This window comes from Sulfitobacter aestuarii (genome assembly GCF_042685005.1).
Lineage (GTDB): Bacteria > Pseudomonadota > Alphaproteobacteria > Rhodobacterales > Rhodobacteraceae > Sulfitobacter > Sulfitobacter aestuarii.
Genome location: NZ_JBHUMP010000013.1, coordinates 73,337 through 90,200 on the forward strand (window position 1 = coordinate 73,337; position 16,864 = coordinate 90,200).

A 16,864-nucleotide genomic window follows, 5' to 3' on the forward strand; every position below is an offset into this window, starting at 1 on the left:
ACACTATGCCGAATGACGCATCGAAATCAGCCCAACTCTACCGGATGGTCATGCCGGATCATCTTTGCCCCTATGGCCTGAAGTCCAAGGACCTGCTCGAACGCGAAGGGTACGAGGTTGAGGATCATCACCTGACGACACGCGAGGAAACCGATGCCTTCATGGAAAAGCACGGGGTCGAGACCACGCCGCAGACCTGGATCGGCGACAAGCGGATTGGCGGCTACGACGATCTGCGGGTCCATTTCGGCCTCGACGCGCCGGAAAGCGAGCGCTCGGACACCTCCTATCGGCCGGTGATCGCGATCTTTGCCGTCGCGTTTCTGATGGCGCTCGGCCTGTCATGGTACAGCTTTGGAACCATCCTCAGCCTGCGCGCGCTGGAATGGTTCGTCTCGATCTCGATGTGCTTGCTTGCAGTGCAGAAGCTTCAGGATGTCGAGAGCTTTTCGACCATGTTCCTGAATTACGACCTGCTGGCGCGCCGCTGGGTGCGCTACGGCTATCTCTATCCCTTCGGAGAGGCCTTCGCCGGTATCCTCATGGTCGCCGGGGCGCTCACCTGGCTGTCGGCACCCGTGGCCTTGTTCATCGGCACCGTCGGCGCGGTTTCGGTCTTCAAGGCCGTGTACATCGACAAGCGCGAGTTGAAATGCGCCTGCGTCGGGGGCGACAGCAACGTGCCACTAGGGTTCGTCTCGCTCACCGAGAACCTGATGATGATGGTCATGGGTATCTGGATGCCGATCCGGGTCTACCTGATCGGCTGACGGCCCCGCGACCTCTACAGAGGCGCGGCGTGTACGACCTTGCTGAGTGGTGGAGATGATCCTCACCTACCAGCCATCGCGCCAAGAGCTGGTTCGAGGTTCGTCAGCCGATCGTCGCGAGAAAGGGAAACGTCCCCAGCAACCAATAGGCAAACCGTGACAATTGCCCGGTCATGATGGCAATGCCCATGATGATCATGGCAACACCCGCGCCCTTGTAGAGCCAGCGACCGGCCTTGCCGATCTGCCTGACCCGCGCGGCGATGGCGTCGGTGAACAGCGCCGCCAACAGGAACGGCACCCCCAGCCCCGCGGAATAGATCGACAGCAGCCAGATGCCGTCCGACATGCCGCCGGACGTCGAACTGAGTGTCAGGATCGCGCCGAGGATCGGTCCTATACAGGGTGTCCAGCCAAAGGCGAAGGCCAGTCCCAGCACGTAGGCCCCAAACGGGCGACCGCCGGGAATGTCGAGATTGAAACGGGTATCGCGCGAGAACGTCTCCAGACGAAAGACACCCAGCATGACCAGTCCGAACAGAATGATGATCGCGCCGCCGAGAAAGTTGAGCTCGGAGCGCCATGTCAGCAGCAGGGATCCGAGCGCGCTGGCCCCGGCCCCGAGGGCGACGAAGACCGTCGAAAAGCCCAGGACAAAGCAGGCACTCAACCCGAGCGCCCCGGCGCGCGCCCGCAAGCCGACCGACCGCGTCGTGCGCAAATCCGGCTGACCCGCGATATAGGATACGTAGCCCGGCACCAGCGGCAGGACGCAGGGTGATAGGAAAGAGATGGCTCCCGCCAGGAATGCCGCGAAAATGCCGATGCCGGAAATATCCATCATACATCACGCTCGGTGCTGAAGGGCCACACGGCCCACCAGAACGCGACCAGCGGGACCACCATCCATTGCAAAACAGGTGACAGGCCCGCATCGAGGATCGGAATGATCGGCATCAGGTCCGAATAGGCCCATGCCTCACGGATCACGATGTTGAGCCATTCACTGAACAGCGTGTATCCCAGCCCGAACACCACCGTCAGGACGGTCACAGACCGCCGCGTGGAGGCGACCAGAGGCCAGCCCTGGCCCGTCAGCATAAGGGCAAGCATCAGCGCGCTCATGGCGATCAGGATATCACCACCCGTGCAATGGACGGCTGCGAAAACGATCTCACCCCAAGTGCCCTCGTTCCAGATCGTGTAGAGCGGCATATGCGCGAACTCCCAGAACAAGTTGGCCGGGATGATCACCGCAAAATACCGACGCAGAGCTGTCAGGGAAATTCCGTCTGTTAAGGACAGCCTGACGCCAGTCGCGACGACACTCATTGAAACACACCTGTCAGCCGGTCCCACCAGCTGAGCTCCCGGCGTCGATGCTGGGCATTGTTGATCAACTCGCTGACATAGAGGATCAGGTTCACGTTCTTGAACTCCATGCCATGGAATTTTGCGGCGAACCGCCCACCGATATCCAAGACATGAGTGACTGCCCCGTGCATCATCATGTCGCTGTCGGCGGTCATCGTGAACTCAAGCCCAAAGTCCCGCGCCAGAAGGCGCGTGGTGTCTTCAGCCTGATCGGGCTGCTTGGTCAAAATGACCCAGTTGCTTTGATCGAACCCATGCCGATCCGCGTAATCGCGCAGCACGTCCGGCGTGTCGTTCACCGGATCGGTCGTGATCGAGATGAACTGCACTAAATCCTTCATCGGCCCGTCGTTGATCGAGGCCTGTATGGCCGCGATCTTTTGGGAGTGGAGCGGGCAGACATCCGGGCAGTTGGCGTAGATGAAGTGCAGGATGACCACCTTGTCGCTAAAATCCGACAAGCGCACGGGATTCCCCTCGGAATCCTGCAGCTCGAAACCCGGAGCCTGCGCTGCATCGATGGCTTGGAAGTAGGGCTCCATCTCGAACATGCGCGCATCCAGGTTTTCACCCGGATGATCGGCGAAGGCCGGAGACGAAATCGTGGTCACAAGTATCGCCAAAGCGGCGCGTCGTGTTAGTGCTGTCAATTCTTGAATCCTTCAAAACTTTTGCCTGCCGATCCGTAGACCGACAGGCACTTTCGGCAATTTAGCCGTCAGAATTTGGCGAAGGCATCATGCCGCCTCCATATTCTCGGTCATGGACGCCATCATCTCGGTGCAGGCTTCCATCATGGGTTTCATTTCGGTCATCATCTTCATCATGTCCATCATGTCGCCGTCCATCATGCCGCCTTGCATGGCCCCCTCATTCTGCATCATTTCGCCCGTTTCCGACGTGGTCTGTTCTTGGGCGCTGACGGCAAATGCACTTGCGGTAAGGGCTGTTGCGACGACGAAGGTTTTAAATGCTTTTCTCATGGTTTTCTCCTTGGGTTGGTTGGTCGTGTGGTTATTGAAAGAGCTCAGTCGGGAGACGCCCCCTCCGGCGATTTGGAGCAGCCCTTTCCAGACCCGCCCTTCATGCACAGACCCAAGCCGCACATCGCGGCACAGGGGGCCAGCGAGACCAGAACAGGCGCGAGCCCGATCGCGGTGAGCCATCCCCAGTTCAAGGCCATGCCGCCCCCCATCACAGTTGCCGCACCGACGAACAGCAATCGTCTGCGCGTCAACCACCGGGGCCAATTTCCTGCGCTTTCGATGTTGGCGGCACCCGCAATGTTGGAAGGTGATATTTCGGTCATCCGGAAAGTCCTTTCGATGATTAAAAGCTAGTCATTCCAGTAACTGGAAGGTCAAGGGTGAGCAGTGGACTTTTGCTGGAATTCATTCAATAAAGCTTCGCAAAAAGGACACCATCTCGGGATCATCCCATTCGGCCGGGCCGACCAGTCGCCCGAGCTCCCGCCCCTGCGCGTCGATCAGGATCGTCGTCGGCAGGCCAACGGTGCGCAGCGCGGTCATCGAAAGCATGGTCTGGTCGACATACATATTGAGATTGGTGACACCGATCTCGTCGTAGAAACGCCGAACGATTTGTGATCCGGCCCGGTCGATGGAAAGGGCAACCACTTCGAAGTCGTCGCCGCCAAGTTCCGCCTGAAGCGCATCGAGCGTCGGCATCTCTTCGCGGCAGGGGACGCACCAGGTTGCCCAGACATTCACGAGGATCACCTTGCCGCGAAAATCTTCCATGTCTCCGCGGCTGCCGTCATCTTTATCGTAGCGCACATTGGCGACAGGCTGCGGGGTGTCGTGAAGTGCAAACCCTTGCGGTGTCGCGAAAGCCGCGCCGACGGACAGTGCCCAGGCGATCAGCGCCGGTTTCAGATTTTTCATGGCGTTTTCTCCTTGGCGGATTGGGTTTTGTGGTCACGGACGATCGGCAGCAGCGTTTCCTGCAGGATTGCTCGTGTGATCGGACCAACATGGCGGTAGGCTATGGTGCCGTCAGGCGCGATGACGTAGGTTTCGGGCACGCCATAGACGCCCCATTCGATACCGGCGCGTCCGTTGATGTCGGCCCCGATGCGCGCGTAGGGATCACCCAACTCGTCGAGCCAGGCGCGCGCCTGATCGGGCGGGTCCTTGTAGTTGATTCCGTAGAGCGGCACCTCACCGGTTGCGCTCAACTCCATGAACAGCGGATGTTCGGCACGGCAGGGCACACACCACGAGGCAAAGACGTTCACCAGCGAGACATGGCCGATCAGGTCCTGCGTCGAAAGACCTTCTTCGCGGCCGAGCACCGGGGGCAGCGCGAAGTCGGGCACGGGTTTACCGAGAAGTGCCGACGGCAAGTCGTCGCCACCCCAAAAAAGCCCCCAACTGAACAGGACCATGAGGGCAAAAGCTATCAGCGGCACCAGCACGAACCCGGAGATTCTGCGTCGCGACACAGGGTCGGCATTTCTCTCGACCTCTTCCGTCATGGCTGCGCCTGCTCATCGGCAAGGGATCGGCTTTCCTGCGACGCGCGGATCCGGTTGGGCCATGTGCTCTTGATGTAGTCGATGATCGCCGTGATCTCATCGTCTGTCAGCACATCCTCATATCCGGGCATGTCGCTTTCGTACCCGTTCCCGACAATCGCCGCCGGTCCGCGTTTCACGATGTCGAACAATACGCGGTCGGGGTGATGCCAGGTATGGCCGGAGGCGTCGTGCGGTGGGGCAGGCAACCTTCCGTTCGGCAATCTGGAGCGCCAATCTAGCTGCCCCTCTAGGTTCGCCCCATGGCAACTGGCGCAATTCTCTTGATAGAGGCGCTCACCCATGCGCACGTCGCTCTGCGCCGCAACCGGCAAAACCGTTGTGGCGAGCAGGACAGCCGAGAGCCTAATCGTGTTTTTCACTAAGTTTCCGCCTTCTTGTTACGAGCCACCTACAGAGGACGATGAGTGCCGCGAGCGACGACAGGACAAGCAGGACGCAAAGCGCCCAGACCAACCCCATCGACAACAGGCTGTCGCCGCTGCTGGCACCCTCAATCCGCATTCTGGCACATTTCTATTTTCCGCTGTCCGAACGGATGTATTTGACCAAGGCGATCGCCGCGAGCACCAGCACACCCACGATCAGCAACCAGACGACGCCCATCGCAATCATCATGCCGCCGCCCATCATTCCACCGTCCATCATCATGCATTCCATCCTTTGTTTTCCCTTGAAACCGGTCTGGCACGGATTCGCACCAGACCGCGCGATTGATCATTCGACCGAATATACGGTCGGGCTCAGACCTTCCTCGACGGTGTAAATCTTGAAGGGCTCCTGTTTCGCGCCGCCCATACCCGGCGACCCCAATGGCATGCCGGGAAGAGTCACACCGGCAATTTCCGGGCGCTCTTCCAGCAGCCTGTTGACGACATCAATCGGCACGTGGCCGCTGATGACGTAATCGTCCAAAAAGCCTGTATGGCAGCCTTGGAAGTCATCCGGGATGCCCGCATCGCGGCTGATCTGCGCCAGATCGTGGGTCGGCTTCACCTCCACCGTGAAACCGTTCTCGCGCAGATAGTCCGCGTAACTCTCGCAACATCCGCATTGTGGGTTCTTGTAGAGCGTGACCTCCTGCGCCGCGGCAGGCGCGGCATTCAGGCTCATCGCAAGGACGGCGACGGCACCTGCCGTGCCGAGGCTGGCAAATCCAAGTATCTTCTTTATCGGTTCATTCATTTTCATGGTCCTAAGTGTGTGAGTTTCAGGTTTTGGTCGTGCCAGGTTCGACACGGATGACGCCCATCATGCCCGCCGCCTGGTGTTCCAGAATGTGGCAATGGAACATCCAGTCACCGGGATTGTCCGCGGCGAACGCGATCTCGACCCGTTCTTCGGGTGCCATCAGGACGGTGTCCTGCCATTCGCGATACCGAGTCGGTTGTCCGTTGCGGGCGATCACACGGAACGAATGCCCGTGAAAATGGATCGGATGGTGCCAGGCGGTGCGATTATCCATCTCGAACACGTGCGACGTGCCCTGCGGCAGGACCAGCAAGGGGTCCATCATATGACCCGTCGCGGCTTCTCCGTTGATGAACCACATGTTGCCCTCGCGCATCTGGTCCATCATCGACCCCATACCGCTGCCCATCATCATCTGCCCCATCATTCCGCCGTTGAAGACGATCTGGTGCCGCGCGGCCGACGCCATGTCCGGTTCGACCAGCGGGTTGGGCGGCAGGTCCATCGACCAGTCCGGTACCGCGTCCCGCAACCTGTCCGGTCCGTAGGCAAGATCGACCAGCCGGTATTCGAGCCCCTCGTAGAAGGTATCGATGACGGTCACGGCGTCTCCAGGCTTGCCGGTCATGTCGATCACCAGATCGACACGCATGGCCGGGCCGATCACAACGATGTTGCTATCAGGGACATGAGGCGTCACGGGCTGACCGTCCAAAGCGACTACGACAGGCTCAAGAGCCCCGAAATCCAGCCCAAAAATCCGCGCGTTCGCTGTGTTGATCAATCGCAGCCGGATACGTTCGCCGGACCGCACCGCAATGCGCTCCGGCATCTGACCGTTGATCGTCACGGAATTCCCGATACGACCGCCATGCATGGCGTCGTGGCGGCTGCCGAAGTCACCCGCAATCTGTCCGTCGCGGGTCATGCGCCAGTCGTCCAGCATCCAGGTCAGGTCCCGATCCACGCGGATCGGGTCCGCTTCCTCGACAATCAGCGGCCCGTAAAGGCCGCGTCCGACCTGTTCGGAACTGCGCTGGTGCGGATGGTACCAGAACGTGCCCGCATCCAGCGCATCGAATTCGTAAAGGAATTCGCCCGCGACGGGGATCGGGTCCTGCGTGAGGAACGGCACCCCGTCCATCGCATTGGGCGTGCGGATGCCATGCCAGTGGATTGTGGTCCCTTCATCCAACCCATTCTGAGCCAGAACCCGGATACGGTCGCCTTGCCGGACCCTGATTTCAGGACCGGGGACGGATCCGCTATAGCTCCAGACATTAGTCGGGCCGTATGGCAACGGTCGCAGGGCGGCCTGTCCGGATGCCGCGCGTAGGACGAATGGGTCCCCAGTTGGATCGGCCATCGCCATTCGTGCAGGTGACAGAGCGGATAGGGCTGTTAATGCGGCACCTGTGCGAAGCACGTGCCTTCGTGAAATCGGTCTGTGGAGGATCATCGCATTTGCCTTGATCTGAAAGGGCCGCACTCAGCCAGCTTCGGCCAAGGCAACAATCAGGCCTCGCAGCAGGCGAGGCCGGTATCAGGTTCAAACAGGCAGTTTGGGAGGGAACGGATCAAGCGACGGATTTGCGCCGACTGGGATCAAAGGTTCGGCACCCCGGATGGCAGTACCAAAGGGCATCGCGAGCCGCTCTGACGGCATCTTGGCAAGGAGGTCAGAAGTACCGCTGGAGCCGCAAGGAACAGGACACCCACCTTCACAGGCAGTACCGTCAGCAAATCCAGCGGGATCGCAACCATTGCAGAGGCCATCGGCGCTTTCGGCAGTTTCCATCTGCGCCATCGCCGTGTCCGACATACTTGCCGACGACGCATCCGGCGCAGTCACGGCGCCGAAAGTCAGCATGAGAATCAAAACAAGGCGAAAAACGCGGATCATGTGGCGCTTATGCCACCTTCCAGTAAGGGGAGGTCAAGCGATATTCTGTAACTTAGACGTGATGCCCCTGTAGCCTCACGATCTTGAGGCGGATCTCATTTCACTCGAATCGCACATTGGCACACAGTACCCGGTTAAAGTCGCTACGTAGTAGGTCCGGATCCGCCAGAAGCATTATTCCATATCCAATTCAGTTAGTCCTTTTCTTGCAGAATCGTTGGCTACCCGTCACGCGCCCACGCAAGTGCGGACTCGGTATCGCTGGATTCGAACCACTGCATCTCGGAGCCCGTCAGTAGGTTGACCACCCGTGCGCCCCATTCCATCCATCTACGTTCTCCGAAAACCGCTATGCGACGGAAATCGTTCACGTGGGCGGTGTCGATCTTCAGATCTTCCAAGATCGCCGAAGGCTCTTCGTAGCCCTCGAAACTTGTAAGGTCGAGAACCAGACCCGGATTATCGGTTGTTCCAAGACGTTCATGAAGCAGCGCGTGCATTTTCTTGAAGTCTGCCTCTGTCAACTTGCCTTCGCAGACGAGCCCGATGACATCATCATGCTCGGTCAGCGTTTCCTTGAACATTGGTCTTCTCCTTTTCACTTGCGTTGCCGTGACCGTAGAGATCGGCGTTCTGATGAGCGCGATCCTCGTGCTCAAATTCGAGACTGGAATGGCTGATGCCGAACTCTTCCTTCAGCCGCTTCTTGATCGCGCTCTTGATCTCTTCGATCTTCGACCACCCCTCGGCTGCCACGACGACATGACAATCGAGCGCAGCCTCGTGCTCTTGCATTTGCCAGAGATGGACGTGGTGGACGTCGGCGACGCCTTCGACTTTTCGCACCGCTTCGACGACGGCCTCGTTGTCGATGTCCGGCGGGCTCCCGAGCATCAGGGTTCGGATTGGGCCGCCTATTTCAGTGAAAGACAGATACAGGATGTAGAGCGCGATGCCGATGGTGATGGCAGGATCAACCCAACGCATGTCGTAAAGGATGATCAGTGATCCACCGACGATAACCGCGACCGAAGCAAGCGCGTCCGACAGGTTATGCAGAAAAAGCGCGCGGATGTTCACGCTGCCCTTCTGCATCGAATAGGTCAGCATTGCGGTCAGCGTGTCGACCACAAGCGCAATTCCACCGAGAATGACGACGGTCCAACCCATGACTTCGGGTGGATCAATCATGCGCATGCCGCCTTCGTAGATCAGATAGAAGCCGATCACGATGAGGGTGGTGTAGTTGATTAGGGCCGCGACGATTTCGACCCGGCCATAGCCGAAGGTCATGCGCTCATCGGCTGGGCGGCGCGCGATCTTGCGTGCGGCGAAGGCAATAACAAGCGAGGCCATATCGGAAAAGTTGTGCAGCGCATCGGCGATCAGTGCCAGACTGCCCGAGAATATGCCCCCAACGACTTGCGCAATGGTAAGTAGCCCGTTTGCCCAGATGGCGATGGCAACCCGCCGATCGCCAGAATCCGGATCGATATGCGCGTGCCCATGGTCATGCGGCATTGGCAGGCTCCTCATGCGCGTGTGTCGCGCGTCGGTCAGTCTTGAGGCGGCCGCTGCGGAAACCACGTACGCGCGCATTCATCCAGTGGCGTATGATATGACGGTAAAGGGCACCACGCAGCCATCCAAAGGATTGCTCATGGGACAAATAGAAGGCGTCCGGCGTATCAAACACGCCGAAATCTTGCAGGATGCCGGTTTTCTGAATGTAGGTATCTTCTCCGTTCCAGGCAACGGGAGGCGCGCCAAGGCAATCCGTGCCCGCGCCATAACCGCAGAGACTTTCTGTGTCCGAGAATGACGTTTGCAGGACATTGAGGAAAGCGTCATCCAAGATGAAGCCTTCAAGGTTGATCCAGGCACCTTGATATTCGATCTCTACCCATGAGTGGAGAATTTCCTGCGGAGCAAGCGGATACACCAGCTCAGGGACAACACCGCGCTGCAAGCCTTTGTGGATCTTAAACCCATGCAACCGGCAACGAATGCCGACACCACGCAGCAGCGCCATCAAGAGCGTGCCTTTGGTATTGCACTGCCCGTAGCCGTCGGAAAGCACTTCGGATGCGGGGATGTCGTCAGCTCGATTGTATCCGAACGCGATTTCATTCCGAACGAAATCATAGGCAGCTCCGATCTGATCGTATTCGGATAAGCCGCGCCAGCTGCGGTTCTCAATTAGATGCGCAAGAGGCGCGGCATCAAAATTCAGTAGTTTAGTGGGTACAAGTAGGGGGTCGGTCATCTGCAACGGGTCGCTCCTCGAATCGTCTTGGAATAAGACTAATTGCTATAGTCACTGTAGCTTCAATCCTTTCTTTCAGAAAGAATCTCCCGCATTTACTTTCCCGTATGAACTGCTTTGTGGTGTTCGCCGTGTGCGTCGCGCAGAATGTCGATACCTCCCCAGGCCGCGATCCCGGCGACAATCACGCCGACGACGAGGTCCGGCCAGTTGGTTCCTAGCCAGGCGACGAGGCCGCCAGCCACGACGATTCCGAGGTTCGCGGCGAAATCGTTGTAACTGAAGGTGTTGGCCGCGCGGATGTTGACGTCCGGATCCTTGAGCTTAGCGAGCAGCCAGACGCAGACTGCGTTGATGGCCGCAGCAATCAGGGCCATGGCGATCATGATCGTCCCGAGCGGATCTGACCCGCCGATGTAGCGGCGCCACGCATCGTAGAGGATGCCTGCAGCGAACAGGATCAGCAGCCCACCGGAAACATTCGCCGCCCCGCGTTTCCATTTGTCGGATCGGGACAAAGCGAAAAGGCTGATCGCGTAGACGAAGCTGTCGGAGAGGTTATCGAGCCCGTTGGCGATCAGGGCACTTGAGTCGCCGAAGGCGCCTGTTGCGAAAAAGGCCACGGCCAAACCGATATTGAGCGCCAGAACGATCCAAAGCGTCCGTCTCTCCATTGAATCTTGTCTAGCGGCCATTTTGTGGTTCCAGCTTGTGTTGTACGACACATTAACTTCTGCGGCTGATCTGCGTTCCAGCCGGAATGTTGGCTGAATTCCTTCAGGCCCCGATTTCCTCGTGCTCGGTCAGGCATTCCGAATGGTCCCGCAACACCTCAAGCACCTTGCAATCTCCCATCCGCCCGCCGCTGCATTCGTGAACCATGCGTTTCAGTTCCGTGCGCAGCGCCTTCAGGCGGGCCATGCGCTGCTCCACCTGTTTGAGCTGCCGGCGCGCGATCGCATCGGCTTCGTCACAGGGTCGGTTGGGATGGTCGCTGAGGTCGAGCAGCTCGCGGATCGCATCGAGCGAGAAACCGAGTTGTCGCGAATGGCGGATGAAGGATAGTCGGTCGAGCTGTGCATTGTCGTAGCGCCTCTGTCCGCCTTCGGTCCTGCCAGGTTCGGGCATGAGCCCAATCTGTTCGTAGTACCGGATGGTCTGCACCTTTGTGCCGGTCTTCTTTGACAGCGTACCGATCGTGAGCATTTTCGCCTCCATGAAAAAGATATAGTTTGTGTAGGTTTTGCCGTCGGAATAAACAAGTGCCGGATTCACAGACGCGTGAGTTCAAGCTATACCATGATTTCGTGCTTGAACCTCTAGCGGCTAGAGGATGTATCCGCACATGCAATAAGAATCACAAACAGGCGCACAGGATTGTCCCTTACATCGGCACAGAAATTTCTTTGGGTTTTGGCAGGCGTGGCAGCGCTTGCCTTCGTATGGCTTTTGCTCTGGTCTGACTATCGTGTCGACAGCGCCCGAACTGACGCCGAGCCGCTTTTTTTCGCTGAATTCGAACTGACAGATCACCGGGGTATGGTTCAAACCGAGGAGGACTTTGCGGGGCGCTGGATGCTGGTGTTTTTCGGCTTTACCAACTGCCCCGATGTCTGCCCGACGACCCTATCTGAGGTCGCGGCGGTGATGGACGGTCTGGGCGACGATGCCGCCGAGGTCCAGCCGATTTTCATAACAATCGACCCTGAACGAGACACGCCCCCAGCACTCGCCAAATACGTCCCGCTGTTCGATGCGGGCATCATTGGGCTGACGGGCACGCCGGAACAGATCGCCGCCACGTCCGAGACGTTTCCAATCTTCTTTGAGCGCGTCGAAGAGGCCGCAGCGCCGGATGGGTACACCATGGGCCACACGTCGCATCTGTTCCTCTTCGACCCCGAGGCAGGCTTCGCCGACTCGTGGCCCTACGGCACCTCCGCCAAAGAGATCCTCGCCGATCTGGAAGAGAGGATTTGACCGAAATGAACCGCATATCCGGAGAAACAGCCCTCGGGCTGGCGTGGATCATCGCGCTCGTCGCCTCGCTTGCCGTGCTTTTTATCGGCGAGGTGCTGGGGCAGACGCCCTGTGTGCTGTGCTGGTTCCAGCGCGCCTTCATGTTCCCCTTGGCCATTATCCTCGGGCTGGGCCTGTGGTGGCGGGACGGCCGTGTGGGGCGCTACGGCATCGCATTGGCGCTTGGCGGCGGCGCAGTCGCCCTGTGGCACATGGGGCTGTACGTCGGTCTTGTTCCCGAACGCATCCAGCCCTGCACGGCCACCGGCCCCTCTTGCACCGATGACAACCAACTGGTCTTCGGCGTCCCTATCCCGCTGATGGCGCTCGTCGCCTTCGCGCTGATCGGGGCGCTGTCGGCCCTTTCATTGAAGGACACACGAACATGAACCGACGCGGCCTGATCCTGTCCGTTCTCGCCCTCGGCGTCGCCGGTTTCGGCGGAGCCACCTGGTTTGCAACCCGCCCCGGCCCGGTGGCCGAAGCGGAGCCTGTTGCTCCGGAACTTGCTGAGGCGATGATCCGCCCCTACTCGCCCATCCTCGGACCTGCGGAGGCGCCCGTCACGATCGTCGAATTCTTCGATCCGGCCTGCGAGGCCTGTCGCGCCTTTCATCCCATCGTGAAGGACATCATGGCCGAGCATGGGGATGCTGTCCGCGTCGTGATCCGCTACACGCCCTTCCACGGCGCGGCATCCGAGGAAGCGATCCGCGTGCTCGAGGCGGCGCGCATGCAGGACGTTTACGTGCCGGTGCTTGAGGCCGTTCTGCGGGAACAGCCGAGATGGGCGTCGCACGGTGCCCCGGCGCCTGGCTTGATCCTTCAGATCGCCGCCACGGCCGGACTCGATGCCGAGGCCGCGCGCACGCAAATGCTGGCACCCGATGTCGTGGCGATCCTGAACCAGGATCGTGCTGACGTCGAGACCGTGGGAATTCGCCAGACGCCCACATTCTTCGTGAACGGCAAGCCGCTCGATCCATTCGGGGAGGCAGAATTGCGTCGTCTGGTGGCCGCCGAAGTCGCTGCCGCGCAAAGCTGAATACAACGGGCAGGATCAGAACGATGAAAAAGTATATTTTGACCAGCACACTGGCGGCGCTTTTGACCCTTGGAGGGCTCTCGGTGCCCGCGCTGGCCGGACCCGAGGATGTGGTCGTCGAGAACGCGTGGTCCCGCGCGTCCATCGGGATGAACCGTCCCGGGGCCGCTTACATGACGATCCGCAACACTGGCGACGAGCCAGTGACGCTGACCGGCCTTGCCACACCGCTCGCGATGATGCCCGAAATCCACGAGACGAAGACAAATGCCGAAGGTGTAAGTTCCATGAGCCCGGCGGGGGAGATCGCGATCGCCCCGGGCGAGAGCGTCGCGCTCGAACCGGGGGGCCTGCACGCAATGCTGATGCGGCTACAAGAACCGATGACGGAAGGGGACACCTTTCCGCTGACCCTGCTTTTCGACGACGGAGGCGAAGTGACGGTCGAGGTGCCGATCCTCGGAATAGCCGCGCGGGGGCCAGAGGACTGATGCGGCGACGGGCGATCTTGGGGTACGGCGCGGCTGGTGTCGGGGCGGTCGCCCTGATGCTCTTCGTCGGTTGGTGGCAGGTCGATGGACCGGAACCTGTCGGGCAGCGGCCTGTCGCCCTGACCGAGATGGATTTCCGTCTGACGGATCATGAGGGCAACGCGGTCGGGCCAGAAACCCTGATCGGTCGCCCGACGATGGCGTTCTTCGGCTTCACCTACTGTCCCGATGTCTGCCCGACCACGCTCTCGGACATTTCGGGATGGCTCGACGATCTGGGAGGCGAGGCCGACGAGATGAACGTGGTTTTCATCACGGTCGATCCCGAGCGCGACACTGTCGAAACGATGGCCGAATATGTCGGCTACTTCCATCCTGGGATACGTGGCTGGACGGGACCGGAAGAGCAGATCGCGCGCGTCGCGGACGGCTTCCGCGCCACCTACGTGCGGGTGCCGATGGAAAGCGGCGATTACACGATGAACCACACCGCGAGCGTCTTCCTATTCGCAGCCTCTGGGCGGTTCGTCACCATGATCGACTATCACGAACCCAGAGAATTCGCGGTGCCGAAAATTCGCCGCGCGCTGGCAGAAGAAATGGAGGGGGCGACATGAGGCTCAGAACTTTGGCGGCTTGTGTCGCAATTGCGGGGACGGTTTCGGGAGCGGCTATCGCCATCTCTGATTTCATGTCGAAAGAACCCGCGCCACCGGAACTTGCTCAGGCAGGTGGCTGGATGCCCCAAGGTCCTGAAGCCTTTAGAAACGTTGACATCCTCGTGACGCCGCCCGCGACGGCATGGGCAGAGGATGCACCCGACCTCGGCCCCCTACCCCTTCTGCAGGTCGCGTTTGCCGACAGGCCGGTAAGGGCGATCGAGCCACCGTTGTCGACGTGGTCGCGCGACATTGCACCTGGCGAGACGCTCGATTTCTTGCTGTCCGAAGCTGGACTTGCGGCACCTGACAGAGCCGAAGTTGCCCTCGCGCTTGGCGCGGAATACGATCTGCGACGGCTGCGGCCTGGGCACTCGGTCACTGTCGCTTCGACCGTGGACGGCAGCCCCCGCATCGTCTCACTCGCCGTCGAGGACGGAGTGCGGATCGAGGTGGTTTTCGGCGAGCAGTTGTCCACGCAGGTCGTGGCTCCGGATCCGGAGATCTTAACCCTTGCCGGCGAAGCCGTGATCGACAGCTCGATCTTCGCGGCACTCGACGAAGCCGGCATACCCGCCCGTTTTTCGGTGGACCTTGCGCAGATGCTGGGTGGGACCGTGGATTTCCGCCGCGAGATGGCCGGTGGCGAGACACTAAGGCTTCTCTGGCGCGAGGCGCGGGTCGGCGAGGACAGGATCGGACAACCCGATCTTGCCTTCGCGGCATTGGAGATCGGCGGTTCGCTCTATGAGATCGTATGGCCTGACGACGGAAGCGGTCAGGCGACGATCTACGTCGATGGCGAGGTGCTGCGCGTCTTCGCACAGCCGGTCGAGGGTGCGCGCCTCAGCTCGGTGTTCGGGCGCCGAACGCATCCGGTCTTTGGCAACGTCCGGATGCACACCGGCGTCGATTTCGCAGCGGCACGTGGGACACCGGTTCAAGCGACGGCACCGGGGCGGGTCAATTTCATCGGCTGGCGCGGCGGATATGGTCGCGTGGTTGAAATCTTGCACGGCTCCGACACCATGACGCGCTACGCGCATCTGAGCGCCGTGCCGGAAGACCTGGCACAAGGCCAACGCGTTGCGGCGGGAGATGTGATCGGCCGCGTCGGCGCGACTGGCACGGCGACAGGTCCGAACCTGCACTACGAAGTTCTCGTGGATGGGCGCCCGACTGACCCCCTCTCTGACAACCGGCTCGCCGAAGCAGCAGAGAGCGAAGCGGATGATACCGCCGCGCTCTACCGCCTGGCCGAGGCGCGCGCGCTTCTGAATGAAAACCTCGGCAGCGAGATTGCCAAAACGACAACCGAAAGGCTCTGACCCATGAAACGTATGACCCAAGCTCTTGCCATCACGCTCGCCCTGTTCCCGGCGGCACAGGCCCTCGCAGAGGCAACGGCGATCGACGTCCGCAAGACGAACGGTTGCGGCTGCTGCCTCTCGTGGATGAACCATCTCGAAGAAAACGGGTTTGCGCCGAAGGGCGAGAACATGTTCGGTGGGGCGCTGGTTCGCTTCAAGCTCGACAACGGCGTGCCGCAGCGCATGGTCTCCTGCCACACCGCGCTCATTGATGGCTACGTGATCGAAGGCCATGTCCCAGCCGCTGACATCCGCCGCCTTCGCGAGGAGCGCCCGGACGCCGTCGGCCTCGCCGTTCCGGGGATGCCCTACGGCTCGCCCGGCATGGGGCCAGAAGACGACCGCGAGGCCTATGATGTCTTCCTCATCCGCAAGGACGGGTCGACGGAAGTCTTTTCGAGCTACGCCGAAGGATAATCTGGCCCGCCCATGGAAAATCTGTCTCCGATAACGCTCGGCTTTCTCGGAAGTCTCGCCGCCGGTTCGCTCACAGCAGTCGGAGCAGCTCCCGTGCTGTTCGGGCGCATCCCGTCTCGGGCCACGCGCGATCTGTCGCTCGGCTTCGCCGCCGGTGTCATGCTGTCAGCCTCGTTCTTTTCGCTGATCATCCCGGCATTGGATGCGGCAGAGCCAATATTCGAAAACGGCGCGATGCCTGCGGCCATCGTATGCGTCTCGATCCTTCTGGGCATGGGGGCTGTCGCGCTGATGAACGAAAAGCTGCCGCACGAGCACTTCAAGACAGGACGCGAAGGACCCGAAGCGGCGTCTCTGCGGCGGGTCTGGCTGTTCATCATCGCGATCACGATCCACAACTTCCCCGAAGGCCTCGCGGTCGGGGTCGGCTTCGGATCCGGAGGTATAGAGGGCGGTCTGCCGCTTGCTGTCGGCATCGGGCTTCAGAATGCGCCCGAAGGATTGGCCGTTGCTGTATCTCTGCTGGGCGAGGGATATCCGAAGCTGCGCGCCTGGAGCATCGCGGCGCTAACGGGCATGGTCGAGCCGATTGGCGGCCTGTTCGGGGCCGGGATCATCACACTGTCGGAACCGCTGCTTCCATGGGGACTGGCCTTTGCCGCGGGAGCGATGCTCTACGTCATCAGCCACGAAATCATCCCCGAAACCCATCGCAGCGGCCATCAGAACAGGGCGACGCTCGGTCTCGCAGTCGGGCTCGTTCTGATGCTGTTCCTTGATGTCTGGTTGGGATGAGGCAATG

The 16,864-nt window shown here is 60.3% G+C and carries 26 protein-coding genes; 9 read left to right on the plus strand and 17 right to left on the minus strand.

Annotation, left to right across the window (positions count from 1 at the left end; translation table 11 throughout):
• Nucleotides 1-5: 5 nt before the first annotated feature.
• Nucleotides 6-770, plus strand: a complete 765-nt coding sequence (locus ACFSUD_RS14350; protein WP_184583059.1) for a MauE/DoxX family redox-associated membrane protein — start codon at nt 6-8, stop codon at nt 768-770.
• 103 nt (nt 771-873) lie between these two features.
• On the opposite strand, the gene ACFSUD_RS14355 is transcribed toward ACFSUD_RS14350, so the two are convergent.
• The 17 genes from ACFSUD_RS14355 to ACFSUD_RS14435 all read right to left on the minus strand — a co-directional run bounded on the left by ACFSUD_RS14355 (nt 874) and on the right by ACFSUD_RS14435 (nt 11,267).
• Nucleotides 874-1,614 carry a cytochrome c biogenesis CcdA family protein gene (locus tag ACFSUD_RS14355; protein WP_037941734.1) on the minus strand — a complete coding sequence of 247 codons (741 nt, stop codon included), beginning with the start codon at nt 1,612-1,614 and terminating at the stop codon, nt 874-876.
• A complete protein-coding gene (locus tag ACFSUD_RS14360) occupies nt 1,611-2,102 on the minus strand; it encodes a hypothetical protein (protein ID WP_051843822.1) in 492 nt (163 codons plus the stop codon). Before ACFSUD_RS14360 ends, ACFSUD_RS14355 begins: the two co-directional genes overlap by 4 nt.
• On the minus strand, nt 2,099-2,794 hold the full coding sequence (locus ACFSUD_RS14365; RefSeq protein WP_235183688.1) for an SCO family protein: 696 nt from the start codon (nt 2,792-2,794) through the stop codon (nt 2,099-2,101). Before ACFSUD_RS14365 ends, ACFSUD_RS14360 begins: the two co-directional genes overlap by 4 nt.
• A gap of 87 nt (nt 2,795-2,881) precedes the next feature.
• Entirely contained in the window at nt 2,882-3,127 is a 246-nt protein-coding gene (locus ACFSUD_RS14370; RefSeq protein ID WP_235183689.1) for a hypothetical protein, read from the minus strand.
• Between the two features lie 44 nt (nt 3,128-3,171).
• On the minus strand, nt 3,172-3,453 hold the full coding sequence (locus ACFSUD_RS14375; protein ID WP_037941737.1) for a hypothetical protein: 282 nt from the start codon (nt 3,451-3,453) through the stop codon (nt 3,172-3,174).
• Between the two features lie 82 nt (nt 3,454-3,535).
• Nucleotides 3,536-4,048, minus strand: coding sequence for a TlpA family protein disulfide reductase (locus ACFSUD_RS14380; protein ID WP_037941738.1), 513 nt, complete (start codon nt 4,046-4,048; stop codon nt 3,536-3,538).
• On the minus strand, nt 4,045-4,641 hold the full coding sequence (locus ACFSUD_RS14385; protein ID WP_037941739.1) for a DsbE family thiol:disulfide interchange protein: 597 nt from the start codon (nt 4,639-4,641) through the stop codon (nt 4,045-4,047). The genes ACFSUD_RS14380 and ACFSUD_RS14385 overlap by 4 nt, the downstream gene beginning before the upstream one ends.
• Nucleotides 4,638-5,015, minus strand: coding sequence for a c-type cytochrome (locus tag ACFSUD_RS14390; RefSeq protein ID WP_240558221.1), 378 nt, complete (start codon nt 5,013-5,015; stop codon nt 4,638-4,640). Before ACFSUD_RS14390 ends, ACFSUD_RS14385 begins: the two co-directional genes overlap by 4 nt.
• 202 nt (nt 5,016-5,217) lie before the next feature.
• Nucleotides 5,218-5,352 (minus strand): hypothetical protein, encoded by a 135-nt coding sequence (locus ACFSUD_RS14395; protein WP_268874242.1) that lies wholly within the window; start codon nt 5,350-5,352, stop codon nt 5,218-5,220.
• 66 nt (nt 5,353-5,418) lie between these two features.
• A complete protein-coding gene (locus ACFSUD_RS14400) occupies nt 5,419-5,886 on the minus strand; it encodes a DUF411 domain-containing protein (RefSeq protein ID WP_221227928.1) in 468 nt (155 codons plus the stop codon).
• A 25-nt stretch (nt 5,887-5,911) separates the two neighbouring features.
• Nucleotides 5,912-7,264 carry a multicopper oxidase family protein gene (locus ACFSUD_RS14405; protein WP_348110622.1) on the minus strand — a complete coding sequence of 451 codons (1,353 nt, stop codon included), beginning with the start codon at nt 7,262-7,264 and terminating at the stop codon, nt 5,912-5,914.
• Between the two features lie 177 nt (nt 7,265-7,441).
• Nucleotides 7,442-7,795: a hypothetical protein gene (locus tag ACFSUD_RS14410; RefSeq protein WP_037941746.1), complete on the minus strand. Its 354-nt coding sequence runs from the start codon at nt 7,793-7,795 to the stop codon at nt 7,442-7,444.
• Between the two features lie 221 nt (nt 7,796-8,016).
• Nucleotides 8,017-8,379, minus strand: a complete 363-nt coding sequence (locus ACFSUD_RS14415) for a SpoIIAA family protein (RefSeq protein ID WP_037941747.1) — start codon at nt 8,377-8,379, stop codon at nt 8,017-8,019.
• A complete protein-coding gene (locus ACFSUD_RS14420) occupies nt 8,351-9,316 on the minus strand; it encodes a cation diffusion facilitator family transporter (RefSeq protein WP_037941750.1) in 966 nt (321 codons plus the stop codon). The genes ACFSUD_RS14415 and ACFSUD_RS14420 overlap by 29 nt, the downstream gene beginning before the upstream one ends.
• A complete protein-coding gene (locus ACFSUD_RS14425; RefSeq protein WP_037941861.1) occupies nt 9,306-10,061 on the minus strand; it encodes a transglutaminase-like domain-containing protein in 756 nt (251 codons plus the stop codon). Before ACFSUD_RS14425 ends, ACFSUD_RS14420 begins: the two co-directional genes overlap by 11 nt.
• Nucleotides 10,062-10,156: 95 nt before the next feature.
• Nucleotides 10,157-10,735: a cation transporter gene (locus tag ACFSUD_RS14430; protein ID WP_037941752.1), complete on the minus strand. Its 579-nt coding sequence runs from the start codon at nt 10,733-10,735 to the stop codon at nt 10,157-10,159.
• 103 nt (nt 10,736-10,838) lie between these two features.
• The gene (locus tag ACFSUD_RS14435; RefSeq protein ID WP_037941862.1) at nt 10,839-11,267 is read right to left on the minus strand and encodes a MerR family transcriptional regulator; all 429 of its coding nucleotides are present in this window, start codon (nt 11,265-11,267) and stop codon (nt 10,839-10,841) included.
• A 171-nt stretch (nt 11,268-11,438) separates the two neighbouring features.
• On the opposite strand from ACFSUD_RS14435, the gene ACFSUD_RS14440 reads away from it, so the two are divergent.
• Genes ACFSUD_RS14440 through ACFSUD_RS14475 form a run of 8 tightly spaced genes read left to right on the plus strand, consistent with a single transcriptional unit; the run spans nt 11,439 to nt 16,857 of the window.
• Nucleotides 11,439-12,041, plus strand: coding sequence for an SCO family protein (locus ACFSUD_RS14440; protein ID WP_317938997.1), 603 nt, complete (start codon nt 11,439-11,441; stop codon nt 12,039-12,041).
• A gap of 5 nt (nt 12,042-12,046) precedes the next feature.
• On the plus strand, nt 12,047-12,469 hold the full coding sequence (locus tag ACFSUD_RS14445) for a disulfide bond formation protein B (protein WP_037941754.1): 423 nt from the start codon (nt 12,047-12,049) through the stop codon (nt 12,467-12,469).
• Complete coding sequence (locus tag ACFSUD_RS14450) at nt 12,466-13,125, plus strand: DsbA family protein (protein ID WP_037941756.1); 660 nt, start codon at nt 12,466-12,468, stop codon at nt 13,123-13,125. The genes ACFSUD_RS14445 and ACFSUD_RS14450 overlap by 4 nt, the downstream gene beginning before the upstream one ends.
• A 23-nt stretch (nt 13,126-13,148) precedes the next feature.
• Nucleotides 13,149-13,616 carry a copper chaperone PCu(A)C gene (locus ACFSUD_RS14455; protein WP_037941757.1) on the plus strand — a complete coding sequence of 156 codons (468 nt, stop codon included), beginning with the start codon at nt 13,149-13,151 and terminating at the stop codon, nt 13,614-13,616.
• On the plus strand, nt 13,616-14,233 hold the full coding sequence (locus ACFSUD_RS14460; RefSeq protein ID WP_037941758.1) for an SCO family protein: 618 nt from the start codon (nt 13,616-13,618) through the stop codon (nt 14,231-14,233). Before ACFSUD_RS14455 ends, ACFSUD_RS14460 begins: the two co-directional genes overlap by 1 nt.
• Nucleotides 14,230-15,603: a M23 family metallopeptidase gene (locus tag ACFSUD_RS14465; protein ID WP_037941759.1), complete on the plus strand. Its 1,374-nt coding sequence runs from the start codon at nt 14,230-14,232 to the stop codon at nt 15,601-15,603. Before ACFSUD_RS14460 ends, ACFSUD_RS14465 begins: the two co-directional genes overlap by 4 nt.
• 3 nt (nt 15,604-15,606) lie before the next feature.
• The gene (locus ACFSUD_RS14470) at nt 15,607-16,062 is read left to right on the plus strand and encodes a DUF411 domain-containing protein (RefSeq protein WP_037941765.1); all 456 of its coding nucleotides are present in this window, start codon (nt 15,607-15,609) and stop codon (nt 16,060-16,062) included.
• A 12-nt stretch (nt 16,063-16,074) separates the two neighbouring features.
• The gene (locus ACFSUD_RS14475) at nt 16,075-16,857 is read left to right on the plus strand and encodes a ZIP family metal transporter (protein ID WP_037941766.1); all 783 of its coding nucleotides are present in this window, start codon (nt 16,075-16,077) and stop codon (nt 16,855-16,857) included.
• The last annotated feature ends 7 nt before the right edge of the window (nt 16,858-16,864 follow it).